Annotated in this window: 8 protein-coding genes; 5 read left to right on the forward strand and 3 right to left on the reverse strand. The window is 41.0% G+C overall.

Annotated features, from left to right (window positions below):
* Positions 1 to 6 precede the first annotated feature (6 nt).
* Positions 7 to 6,135, forward strand: coding sequence for a DNA repair ATPase (locus S4054249_RS25210; protein ID WP_063881489.1), 6,129 nt, complete (start codon positions 7 to 9; stop codon positions 6,133 to 6,135).
* A gap of 604 nt (positions 6,136 to 6,739) precedes the next feature.
* On the opposite strand, the gene S4054249_RS25225 is transcribed toward S4054249_RS25210, so the two are convergent.
* Complete coding sequence (locus tag S4054249_RS25225; protein ID WP_046357371.1) at positions 6,740 to 7,627, reverse strand: MBL fold metallo-hydrolase; 888 nt, start codon at positions 7,625 to 7,627, stop codon at positions 6,740 to 6,742.
* A gap of 112 nt (positions 7,628 to 7,739) precedes the next feature.
* Complete coding sequence (locus S4054249_RS25230; RefSeq protein WP_046357365.1) at positions 7,740 to 8,225, reverse strand: MarR family winged helix-turn-helix transcriptional regulator; 486 nt, start codon at positions 8,223 to 8,225, stop codon at positions 7,740 to 7,742.
* A gap of 210 nt (positions 8,226 to 8,435) precedes the next feature.
* Here S4054249_RS25230 and S4054249_RS25235 point away from each other — a divergent pair, with 210 nt between their 5' ends.
* On the forward strand, positions 8,436 to 9,002 hold the full coding sequence (locus S4054249_RS25235) for a DoxX family protein (RefSeq protein ID WP_230851951.1): 567 nt from the start codon (positions 8,436 to 8,438) through the stop codon (positions 9,000 to 9,002).
* 267 nt (positions 9,003 to 9,269) lie between these two features.
* Entirely contained in the window at positions 9,270 to 9,569 is a 300-nt protein-coding gene (locus tag S4054249_RS25240; protein ID WP_046357366.1) for a DUF3088 family protein, read from the forward strand.
* Positions 9,570 to 9,611: 42 nt separating this feature from the next.
* Here S4054249_RS25240 and S4054249_RS25245 read toward each other — a convergent pair whose 3' ends face one another.
* The gene (locus S4054249_RS25245) at positions 9,612 to 10,892 is read right to left on the reverse strand and encodes a dicarboxylate/amino acid:cation symporter (protein WP_046357367.1); all 1,281 of its coding nucleotides are present in this window, start codon (positions 10,890 to 10,892) and stop codon (positions 9,612 to 9,614) included.
* A 197-nt stretch (positions 10,893 to 11,089) separates the two neighbouring features.
* Between S4054249_RS25245 and S4054249_RS25250 the strand changes: the two genes are divergently transcribed.
* A complete protein-coding gene (locus tag S4054249_RS25250) occupies positions 11,090 to 11,803 on the forward strand; it encodes an SAM-dependent methyltransferase (RefSeq protein ID WP_052961061.1) in 714 nt (237 codons plus the stop codon).
* Positions 11,804 to 11,842: 39 nt separating this feature from the next.
* Positions 11,843 to 12,265 carry an energy transducer TonB gene (locus tag S4054249_RS25255; protein WP_052961062.1) on the forward strand — a complete coding sequence of 141 codons (423 nt, stop codon included), beginning with the start codon at positions 11,843 to 11,845 and terminating at the stop codon, positions 12,263 to 12,265.
* Positions 12,266 to 12,468 lie beyond the last annotated feature (203 nt).

Consider the following 12,468-nt stretch of genomic DNA (forward strand, 5'->3'; position numbering starts at 1 on the left):
TAGACTATGACGGACTCTGCAAATAATGCCGCACTAGAACAGGGCTCTTATGATTTAATCAAGCGCCGTTTGAGTAACTCGGGTGCCCAATTGCGCACAGACATTGATTTACTCAACCAAAACCGTATAGATACCTTTGGCAGCACTGAAATCAAAGTAAAAGGGCGTGCTAGAGTAAGAACAGAACACAATTGTATACCACGAGATATCGTGCTCATTGGTGATAAACTCATCTTTGCTTACAACGTATTTTTAGGATTGAAAAAGAATACTCAAGTAGGTGATGTGTTCAGTGTTCAAAAGCTAGTTCAGCAAGATGATCACTATGAGGTAGAAGCATATCCAAGTGAAACAAAGTTTCTCACAGACAATCGATTTTTGAGAGATTTTGACGAGTTATATACCTATTACAAAGAAACCCGCTTACAGCATTTATTTCAGCAAAATGGCAAGCTTTACGCGCTATTTCAAATCGGTGACAAGCTCACCGATGTACGAGTCTTTCGTTGGGAGATAGCAGCAGATAACACCCTTGATTACATAGATAATCGCGGCGAACGGGATTTAAATACGGGTCAGGACTATGACTTTGAATGGATAAAAACCGATAGAAGTAATCATGTAGAAGGTCGTCATCCGCATATTAATATTCTTGATACCGTGTTTGTTGAGACGGTTGGTGGCGATCTAACCATTAAAATCGAGAATAATACTGAAAGTGGTGAAGGGATCTATGCGGAGCCAGTTGAAGATAAAAACCAATCCCTCGCTGATTGTGATGTAGATTATGCGAAGCTTGGCGAAATCATCTTACTTAAAGTGCTACCTTATCGCGAAAAGGTTTGGCGCTATTATATTTTCAATTGTGTGACCGAAAAGGTCATCCGCCAAGATGCTATTTCAGATGCATGTGTACAACTTCCTGATGACCACGGCATAATTTTCCCAGGTGGTTACTATTTACAATCAGGGCAGACTCGTTCGTTTGAAGACCACATTGAAAACTTAGAATTTCATAAGCAGATAAAATCTCCTAATGGTGAGGATGTTTTATATGTTTTTTATGAGCCAAGCGAAGGGCGCTACGCATTATTTGCCTATAATCTGATCGAGAAAAACCTTCAAAACCCAATCTATTGTCATGGTTATGGTGTCTATGAAGATGGTTTAACCATCACCTTCAAGGCTGAAAAGGAAGAAGCTGAGCGCGTTCATCCAATTCAGATCTGGGATAGCCCATTTTGCTCTGTTGAGTTTGCTGCCAATGCGCCTACACCAAGCAGTATGCTGGGTAAGATTGGGAATCCAGATTTGGTGCGAGGTATTTCAGATCTATACAGTGTTTGCAAGGCTATCAGTGAGCAAAATCCCAATGTGTCTCACTATGAAAGTTTGATCTCGTTAACACGCAGTATCTTAGACAGATATCACTGGCTAACAGAGCCTGACTTTACACCTCTCAATACTCAATTACATGAGATATTTGAAACCTCTGAGCAGGTTTTGGATGAGTTTGAGAAAGTCAGCCAAATACAAGAGACAGCCAAAAAAGCACTGGCTGATATTGAGCAAGAATATAAGGCGACCACTAAGGATATTCGCCCTGATAGCTTTAAACTGGCCACTGAATTTGTCACAGGCCTTGAAGCGCTTAAGCTGCTTAAAGGCAAAATTATTAGCTTGGAAGAGGTAAAATATATAGATGTTACCGCTTTGCAAGCGCTGCAAATACGCCTTGATGAGCTGACTTTAGAGTTGAGTAAAGCGACGGCGCAATTTTTACAAAAAGAGGCTGCTTTAGCGCCTTATCATGACAAACTCGGTGAGCTCACCGGCTTGAGCGAGAAAAGTGAGAGTGTCACTGAGCTCAATGGATTTTTAGATGCGTTAGATACTCTGGGCGATGAGCTTGATTTACTCAATCATACCATGCTTGATTTAGAAATCGATGATAGTCGTGTTAGAACACAGATCCTAGAGGATGTCAGTGGTGTTTATGGCTTGGTTAATCGAGCCAAAGCCAGTATTGAGATCCGCCGAAAAAGTCTTGGTAGTGTAGAGGCAAAAGCGGAATTTGCAGCGCGTTTTAAACTGTTTAGTCAAAGTATTACCAGCAGTTTGAACAACGCGCGTACGCCGGAGCAATGTGATGAGCAGCTCTCTCGCTTGTTAATTCAATTAGAAGAGCTGGAGTCTCAGTTTAGTGAATATGACGAGTATCTTGCTGAGATCATGGCCAAGCGCGATGATGTCTATGAAAGCTTTGAAGCACATAAGCAGCAGCTGATAGATGAAAGGCAGCGCAGAGCACTAAACTTAGCCAATGCCGCTGAGCGTATTTTGCAAGGGGTAACTAGACGCTCACAAAACTTCACTGATATTGATGAAATAAACAGCTATTTTGCTTCTGATCCTATGATCAGCAAGTTACGCAGTTTGACGCAAGAGCTTAAAGATCTGGGTGATGAGATTAAAGCGGATGATATTCAAGCTAAGCTAAAAGCGTCTAAAGATCAAGGGATCCGCTCTCTACGTGATAAGCAAGATATATACAGTGATGGTGGTAACTCGGTCAAAATTGGCAAGCACAATTTTGGAGTCAATAAGCAGCAACTAGACTTGACTTTATTGCCTCGTGATGAAGATTTGATGTTTCATCTTACTGGTACTGAGTATTTTGAGCCTATAGGGGATAAGCGTATTCGCGAAACTTTGCTGGCTTATCGCCCATATTGGCAGCAGAACTTAGTCTCTGAAAATAACGACATATATCGTGGTGAGTTTCTAGCCGCGCAAGTGCTGACAGCGGCGACAGATCCGACTCACGCACTGACGCTTGATGGGTTAAATGCTGCGATAGCTGATGATTCACTGCTCACGTTAGTGCAGAAATTTGCAGAGCCTAGATATCAAGAGGGTTATGAAAAGGGCATTCATGACCATGATGCAACCTTGATCTTGCAAAACTTGCTGGCACAAAAACAGGCGTTAGGATTATTGATATACCCTACATCAGCGCGTGTGGTAGCGCAGCTGTATGCAAGTCAATGTGATGACAAGCAATTAATCAAGTGGCGCGAGCAGTCTAAGCAGGCTGAGTTGATGGAGACCTTGTTAGGTGATGCGCGATTTAAAGTGCAGCTAGCCACTGAACTTGGCGAGGTGATCACACAGTTTGCACAAACTGATCTAAACCGTTACCTGGGTTACACATCGGCCTTATCTGGACAGTTAAGTGCTGAATATTTAATCAAAGAGTTGGCGCACAGCAAAAAAGACCTTGTTTTTTCGACCTCCCATACGGTTAAAAAATTAGCCGAGCAATTTAACAGTGTTGCCAGAAGTAAAGGGTTTGCAGGTTCACTGCAAGATACGTTGCAGGCATTGGAACATATGCAAGATCAAGCCATTATGGCAACTAGCTGGCTTAACGCATATGGACAACAGCATGATACAGAAGTCAGTAGCGATGATTTGATCGAGGCGGCTAATATGGTGCTATTACAGCATCTAAAAACGGCTAAGTTCAACGCGCAAGATGTGGCCGTCACTAATCAAGTTAATGGGCTGTTAGGTCAACATATTCGTATTGATGAGCAAGTATTAACGCTTGATTACTCGGAGTTTTTTGCGCGTACAGAGCTGTATTTGGCTGAACATGTACGTGGGTTTAGTCACTATCATGAAATTAAGTCTGATATTTTGGTAGAGCAAAAGGAGCGTTTACAGCTCGATGAATTCAAGCCAAGGCCATTGAGTTCATTTGTCCGTAACCAATTGATTGATAAAGTTTACTTCCCAATCATTGGTGACAACCTTGCGAAGCAAATTGGTGCGTCAGGTAATAACAAGCGTACCGATTTAATGGGGATGTTGTTACTTATTTCTCCACCGGGTTACGGTAAAACGACGCTGATTGAATATGTTGCCAATCGACTTGGTTTAACGTTTGTAAAAGTGAATTGCCCATCAATAGGCCATGATCAGGTTTCACTCGACCCAGGCCAAGCGATCAATGCAACGGCCGCAAAAGAGATTGAAAAAATTAATCAGAGCTTTGAAATGGGCAATAACGTCATGCTCTATTTGGATGATATTCAGCATACCAACCCTGAATTCTTACAAAAATTCATTTCACTTTGTGACGGCTCTAGGCGTATTGATGGCGTATGGAATGGTCGCAGTAAAACCTATGACCTACGTGGTAAAAAGTTTGCAGTTGTGATGGCGGGTAATCCTTACACTGAATCTGGCGAGAGCTTTAAAATTCCAGATATGTTGGCTAACCGTGCCGATATCTACAATTTAGGTGACACTTTATCGGGTTGTGAGCAAGAGTTTGCAATGAGCTTCATTGAAAATGCACTCACCTCAAACGCAGTGCTTGCGCCACTTGCCAACCGTAACATGCAGGATTTGTATAAATTAGTGCGTATTTCTGAAGGCGAAGACATCTCTCTAAACGAGCTGGAGCATAACTATTCGCAGGCGCAAGCAAATGAAATTGTATCTGTGTTACAAAAGCTTATTCAGATAAGAAATACCGTATTGAAGGTGAATGCCCAGTATATTGCCTCCGCAGCGCAAGACGATGATTATCGTATTGAGCCACCGTTTAAGCTGCAGGGCAGTTATCGAAACATGAATAAGATGGCTGAAAAAGTGGTGGCGGCAATGAATGATGAGGAATTAGAAAACCTTATTCAAGATCATTACCGCGGTGAGGCGCAAACGCTCAGCAAAGGCAGTGAGGAGAACCTCCTTAAACTCGCTGAGCTACGTGGTACGTTGGACGAGCAGGCAAGAGCACGTTGGCAGCAGATTTTAGATGATTACGCGCTACTTAACCGAGCCAATGATGCAGGCAGTCCAATACTACTTGCTGTCGAGCAACTTGGTGAACTGAATGAGTCACTCACCAGTATTGCAACAAAGTTGGATAAAGAGCAATTAAGCCATAATTACTCAGCCTTGTTTGAATCTCTGAATCAAGTGGTCAGTGCGCAAGACGCCAATGACAGCATACAGTCGGTAGCAAAAGTGATTGAACAAACTGCGCAGCAGTCGTCGCTTACGGCATCATTTGAGCAGCTTATAGGGCTTTTGGCTGAGCAGCATCAGCAAAGGCAGACACACAGTGAACATTTAGCGCATCAAGGCGTGAATACGACTGAGACGCTGGTGGACAAGGTGAATGAAACATTGGCACAACTTACTGGCGCTTTAAATACTCAGTCAGAGCGTTATTCAGAGCAAGCACAGCTCGATGCGCAAAGAGCGGATAATAGACTTGCTTCACAGCAAGCTTTAACAGCGGCATTGTCTGAGCAGTTACAACAAGTCTCGGGTGCAATTGAGAGTCAGCGCGACAGTCAGATTAGTAGTGCAGAGCAAAGTGCTTTAAAACATAGTGAAGGCATGGCAAGGCACGGCGCAGAACTTGCGAAGTTAGCTGATGAATTAACAAAATTGCGAAGTACATTGAGTGCTCAAAACACGCTCAAAGAATCGCAGGTAGAGCAATCTAAAGGGCATCAGCAGGCTTTAGTAGAGTGTGTTTCCAGCAAATTGGAGCATATGGCTAAGGTGTTGGAGGCGCAAAACTCAGTTGCACATCACTCGCGTCAGTCCGAGCTGTTAGCGCAACAAAGTGAAGCGTTAAAGGTGATGGCTAAAAAGACTGATATCGGTGACGCTTTATCTGGGCTCAGCCGCGACTTTTTAAAAAGCCAAGATGTGCTAGGTCTCAAGTTAAAAGAGGTACTTGAGTCTAGTCAGCACCAAACGGCAGAACAACTTTCAAGTGTTTCAGGAGAGTTGCAAGAGCATCATGATGAACTGACTACACAGGTACAAGTGCATAGCTCTGTGTTGGAGCAACTAGTTGCTCAGCTGCGAGAGCAGGTGGCGAGTGCACAGCAAGCGACACCGAGTGATGAAGTGGCACTTGCATTGAGTGAGTTGGTCAACACTGCGTTACCTTCGCTGGTGCAACAGGCAGAGCAATCAAGCACCCTAGACCCTGAGATTGGTCGCAAAGTGGATGTGATTTTAGAGCGCCTAGCACGTATTGAGCGACAGCCTGCACCGAGTCAAGGTTCAAGTCAAAATAGCGATAACCCTTATATGCTTTAGCATATGAACAATGAAAAAGTCGATGAGCTATGCCGTCGGCTTTTTCTATTTTAAACCATCACTAAATGCATCGTAGAATATGAGTAATATGGTAACTATACGACCTTTCTTTAGGTTACTTGCAGGTGTTACAGCACTGCTACTTTGGGGGTTTTCGTTTTTTGAATTATTGGGGATAATAGGTACAAACTCTACAGAGTTACTTAATTGGTTTCATTGTATTAGTAGTTTTGGCGTCGCGCTTGGTTTTTCTTATATTGCGGTCTCAGGGCGTTTACTAAGAGTCCTTTTTGATGTTTTTTTTTAGGTAGTTAGTTATCTTACATAGCCACTTTTTCAGTGCGTCTAAAGAGCATTTAGTATCCATACACCTATTGGAGAATAGTCTTTAACTTAATTTTTTGTATTGTTTTTATTTGCTTTTTTATTCGGGAAATGGGTAAAAAAGAGAATAATGTATAAGTTTTGATTAAAAGGAGATAGGGATATCATGACGCTTAGAGTAAGAGTGCCGATTTTATCATCAAACAATGAACAGGCCCACATTAGTAACGTGTTCGTAGAAGCAATAAATAGCCATGGCTTTATTTTTATCTTAGCCATATTATTTGGCCTGAAACCACCTAACTATATTATTTAGCGTTCTTTGGAAAAAGTTCATCGGCTTAATGATAAAGCTATCGAATATCAGCTCAGTGGGTGATTCATTTGCTTTTAATACGCTATTGAGAGCGTGAAGTTTCTCTACACTTAAATCCAGCGATGCCTCATTGGGCTGGTACGTTGAGCCAATAGGGTAATATTGTTTTGGTACATTTTTCATTTCTATATGGGCACCTAGTATAGCGCTCACAGCGTTATCTTTTGCGAATTGACTCAGCTTATTGATGCTGTATTTGTATGCGTTCCAGTCTTTTACATAGATATATCCGGGGTAAAGTGTGTCGCCTGTTAATAGCCATTTATTTTGCGGATCATAAATACTTAGACTTTCTTCTTGGTGACCTGGTGTGGGCAGAATTGTTAAGGTTCGTCCACCAAGGTCGATTAGCGCCTGTTCATCAGGCCATCTTTTAAATTTAAAGTAGGCTTGTAACGCGGCCTTTGAAGGTCGGATAAGTGTGGTATTTGGTTGGCTGTCGAAAGCCCAATCACCTTGGTAGTGATCACTGTGTCCATGCGAGTGTATGATCAGCAGTTCTTTTTTTGAGAGCTGCTTTTTACCTAACAACTTCTCCAATGTTTGATACAAATTATACGAAGTGCGCTCTCCCAAAGCGCCCATGTCTAAAATCAAAATAGCTTGCTGGCCAACCAAGACATATATAAAAGGCGCTTCATATGTTAAGCATTTGCTTTGTCTAATAATATAAGTGCTTGCATCATGATGATAAATATCATGGGCAGTCGCTTGTGATGCCTCACAATTTTGAGCTCCGTGGTGCCATTTAAGTTTTGCGAGTGCGGTGTTTGGCGGGGATACCTCGTTCATTGAGTGCGTGTTTATGGTGTGTTTTGTGTGAATTGAACAACCACTTAGAAGTAAAAGCAATAATGAAATACACGCTTTCATGTCGCCACCCTTGATATAGTTCGATTTTGGTTTACCGCTGCTTATTTAACATTTCGAAGCGTTGGATAAGCGGCGTTTCGATGAGTACTTTTTCAGCTTCTCGCACTTTTTGCAGCAAATCACATTCGATTTGTTGAATGAGATCTGTGAATACCTCTGTCATTTTCGACGTCAAAGGTTTTAACTGCATCACTTCTTGTTTACCAAGGTCGGTTAAATGCAGTGTTTTTGCGCGCTTGTCCTTTGGGTTAGGTTTTCGGCAAACTAAGTTGAGCTTGATCAGAATATGTATTCTTTGTGTTGCCATCTGATGTGTGACACAAAGCGCTGCGGCTAACTCAGCAACGGTGACGCCATTATTTTGCTCAAGATAATACATGCTTGATATAGCTGTGCTTGGGGCTGTGATGCCATAACGTTGAAGCACTGTCGTGCCTTGTTCACTGATCAAATCAGACAAACGACGACAAAAGTGGGCAAGAAATGCTTGGTCTAAAGTGTTTAGGTATTCGCTCATGGTGCATCGCATAAGTATACAAGTACTTGTACATTAGCATGCGATTGAATTTATACAAGTACTTGTACAATTTTAAAGGTATACATAGATACAAATTGATGACAATAAAATTTAGTTTTTTGTGAGGGTGTAAGGGACAATTTTTACAAAGTAGTGATTGAAAAAGGCACAGTATTCATTTTAAATATCTTGGTTTTACAAGTATGGTGCATGGATGCAAAAAAGCTTGGTTTGTTTTCCATACAGTGCCAATCATCATCAAGCACAACGAAAGAAGAGTATGCCATGGTTACGCCCATCGTTATTTTGTTCTTACTAATAAGTCCGCTTGTTATTCATTATGTTATTTCACACTTAAAAAGCACGTCCCCTAATGTTCAAAAATTTGCTTGTTGGGGGTTGGGACTAGCATATTTATTCTTTTTTATTGGTCATTTTGTTAAAACGCAAGGTATGGTGGAGATGTTACCTGCTTGGATCCCATACCGATTAGCTTTGGTGTATTTAACGGGTATACTTGAATTGGTTGTGGGTATTGCGCTGTTTATTCCTAAATATCAAGTGCGGGCAGCGAAAGCGGCGATTGCGATGTTTGTACTTTTCTTTCCTGCAAATGTGTATGCTGCGATCAATAGTATAGGCCTCGGTGGTCATCAGTGGGGACCTATCTATTTGCTTATTAGAGGGCCGTTACAGCTAATTTTAATTTCTTGGGCATACTTTTTGTGTATAAGGCAGCACACAGGAAAGAGCAAACATGATGCATCATTGGCTTAATTAACGGTGATTAAAGTCGTGGCTGTCGCATAGCTTGGCTGCTTTGATAGTGTTTCACTGACTTTTTATAAAGTGAATATCTCAACACAAACCATTATAGATGATACGACTGACCATTTGTTCCACTATTCGTTTTATTACATAGTTTATATGGATAAAGTCAATGTGGATGCGTTGAGGTACGGTGAACAATTTTCAAGTTTTTCGAGCGTTCCCGTTTGATATTATCTTTATTAATTACAGCTAGTTAATTTTATGGAGTATCAATTGAAACCGAAGTTAATAGTGCTAAAAATGCCATTTGAAGACGGGCCTGGAAAGACGTGGATTTGTGCTCACTGTGCATTAATTGAAGGTGCTCTGTCTGTAAATAAACACTGGGAAGCTGATATTGAAGTGCATCGAATTGATTTTCCAAAACCACGTAAAATGTTGGTGGATTTATTAGGCGAAGATAAACAATGGTTACCAGTTTTAATACAATCTGATAAAAGCCCCATTACGGATCCTATTGAGATAGTTAATACGCTTGCTGAACAATTTGGTGGCGCATCAGTGCACCCATAGATGCGCTCAGATTTGCTGAGTAAAGTGTCGACTAGGTTCCCTTTATACTGTTTTACTCAGCCATCGATTCATTAACAAGCATGCTGTCAGATCCCCTGTGACATTTAAGGTTGTCCTGCACATATCTAAAATTCTATCCACGCCTAAGATAAGCGCAATACCAGAGGGCGGAATACCAAAACTGGTCAAAACCGAAGCGAGTATCACAATGCCCACCCCTGGCGTACTTGGGGAGCCAATTGATGCCCCAACCGTCGTTAGCATTAATAGTATGATTTGACTTTGCGATAACTCTACACCAAATACTTGAGCGAGAAATAAAGCTGCAATAACTTGGTATAGCGCAGTTCCATCCATGTTGATGGTCGCTCCAAGCGGGATAATAAATTGCGCAATCGGTTTGTTTACCTTCAACTTTTGCTCTGCAATTTTCATGGATAGTGGCATGACAGCTGCTGAGCTTGATGTAGAAAACGCGAGAAGCTGAGCATCTTTGATTGTGCTTATAAATTGCCATGGAGGGACCTTTCCAACCAGATAAACCAGCAGCAGATAGGCACATAACAGTATCAACAAGCCTAGTATAACGGTGATTACATATGCAGAAACACCGATCAACGCTTCGACACCAATTCGTATTGTGATATCACATAGCAAACCAAACACAGCAAAAGGCGCCAAGTTCATCGCCCAATTTACGACCTTAAGTGATAGCGATTGCACGGATTCAGTGATATCTAGCAGTAATCTTTTTTGCTTAGCGATGAGAGTGGCCATGGCCACACCAATAAACCCAGAATATAAAACAACAGCGAGCATATCTTTATCTAGCGCAGACTGAGTGAAATTGGCAGGGATCATTGCAGCTACTTTTTCGGGGATACTTGATTGAGTTGCATCGTTAGTCGCTATTGGTACCATGCCCACGCCAAGATCTTTTAATAGCTGACCATCGACAAAGTCTCCGGGTGTTACGACTGAAGCAACCATAACGCCGATGCTCACTGAAACAATGGTTGTTGCGACGAAATAGGGAAAGATCCTAAGGCCAACTTTTTTTAAAAACTCAGTATCTTGATTTCCAGCAATACCTAAAATAATAGAAGACATAACGAGTGGAATGACGACCATTTGGATCAAGGCCAAAAACAATTTACCTGGCAAGGCAACCCACTGAGCTACTTGATGTGCACTTTGTTCGTTTAGAGCTCCTAGGCCTTTAGGAGAGAGTATTAACCCAATAATTAATCCTAAAATTAAAGCGAATACTATTTTCTGCCAAAGTGCTTGTTTACTTATTATTCGTTGGATAAGTTGAATCATTTAAATTTCCAAACTCCGTTTGTTAGTCGAATTTATCAACTTCTGAACTGTAATAATTTGATTATCATCAATGGCAGAGATTGTTTAAATTTATTTGACATAATTCATAGCTTCCATTTTAGGTAAATTACCCAAATATTATATTTTTTAAATATTTGTATTACATTTGTTTTGTTTCTTTATGAGGTAATTAACAAATGGAATATAATAGTCCTTTAGGGAAAATAAAAGCACAGTATTTAATTTCAAAATTGCAGTTGCCGCCATCCTCACATGTGTTAGAGGTAGGGTGTGGAAATGGCAAGTTTTTACACCAAGTCTTGGAAGCCTATGATGCTCATGTTTTAGGGGTGGGTATTGATGATGTTCTCATTGAACAAGCACAGGACTATGCCAAGAGTCACTTTGAGCCAAATCGTTTTGAGTTTATAAGTCAATCGATTAACGATGTAGAGCTGCCTTTAAATCATTTTGATTTAATTATTTGCAATGGCGCAACGCATGCATATGAACAAGGCCCTAATGCATTATTAAGCACATTGTCGGAAACGATTAAGTTATTAAAACCAAACGGTAAGCTTCTGCTAGGGGAGTGCTACTGGAAACAGCCGCCTAAGGAAGGTTATCTGAATGTATTGGGAGTCACAGAGGATATATATCACTCGCATCATGGCAATATAAAGCTGGCACGTAAAGTCGGTTTTACCGCTTTATATGCGACTACTAGCAGTGATGAGGATTGGGACAACTTTGAATGGGGGCGTGTGATGTACGCGCACATGTTGTTGGAAGAGTCCCCTTACAACGACGCACTAAAATCAAAGACTCAGCAATTAGATTCGTGGATGGATATTTATCTTGAGTCGGGAAGAAATACACTGGGCTATGGCTTTTATTTATTTAAAAAATAGCTTATGCAATAACTTTTAACTTAAATTAAAGGAAATAATATGAAGATAATCACAATAGGATTAATAGCGGCACTTTCAACTGGTTGTGCATCACAGCAGGGGATTGATGGCACAAAAGAAAAGCCGATTCTTGATTTAACTTCTTCTAAAAAGGATGTCGAGCTGTATTGGTATAATACTAAGCATGTAGCACCTGTTTATCCGTCTAGTGCCGCAATGAAAGGGATAAGTGGCTGTGTAGAGTTTGAGTTCGTGATTTCAAGTGAAGGAAAAGCAACAGATATTGAGACAATTAAGTCAATCCCTGGTACACGATTCATTTCCGCAGCTAAAAAGGCACTTAGACAGTTTAAATGGCAACCCGCTGAGAGCAATAAATTCGCCCAACCAGTCAGAACAACAGCGGAAATAGGGTTCTCTACAGATCTTTCTAAGTCAGTTGAAAATTGTGATCGAGTATAATTATTAAATGAGATTGATCTGAGTTCATGCAAGGCTTTTTCTAGCTTTGCATTTTTTCTTGTATTTAAATAAGTCTCTTAAAATAAATCAATCCTGATAACGTGAGCCAAGCCCCTATTAACTCTTTTAGATATTGAAATCACATCTAAATTTACACAGTGGTGATTAGAAGTGGTTATGGCTATCGTTTTTGCTTTTAAAGT

The sequence above is a fragment of the Pseudoalteromonas luteoviolacea genome (assembly GCF_001750165.1).
Taxonomy (GTDB): Bacteria; Pseudomonadota; Gammaproteobacteria; order Enterobacterales; family Alteromonadaceae; genus Pseudoalteromonas; species Pseudoalteromonas luteoviolacea_G.

Bases quoted from the DNA above. Each gene is read 5' to 3' on its own strand.
- S4054249_RS25210 (WP_063881489.1), top strand. From the start codon at position 7: ATGACGGACTCTGCAAATAATGCCGCACTAGAACAGGGCTCTTATGAT.
- S4054249_RS25225 (WP_046357371.1), bottom strand. From the start codon at position 7,627: ATGAACGAGGTATCCCCGCCAAACACCGCACTCGCAAAACTTAAATGG.
- S4054249_RS25230 (WP_046357365.1), bottom strand. From the start codon at position 8,225: ATGAGCGAATACCTAAACACTTTAGACCAAGCATTTCTTGCCCACTTT.
- S4054249_RS25235 (WP_230851951.1), top strand. From the start codon at position 8,436: ATGGATGCAAAAAAGCTTGGTTTGTTTTCCATACAGTGCCAATCATCA.
- S4054249_RS25245 (WP_046357367.1), bottom strand. From the start codon at position 10,892: ATGATTCAACTTATCCAACGAATAATAAGTAAACAAGCACTTTGGCAG.
- S4054249_RS25250 (WP_052961061.1), top strand. From the start codon at position 11,090: ATGGAATATAATAGTCCTTTAGGGAAAATAAAAGCACAGTATTTAATT.
- S4054249_RS25255 (WP_052961062.1), top strand. From the start codon at position 11,843: ATGAAGATAATCACAATAGGATTAATAGCGGCACTTTCAACTGGTTGT.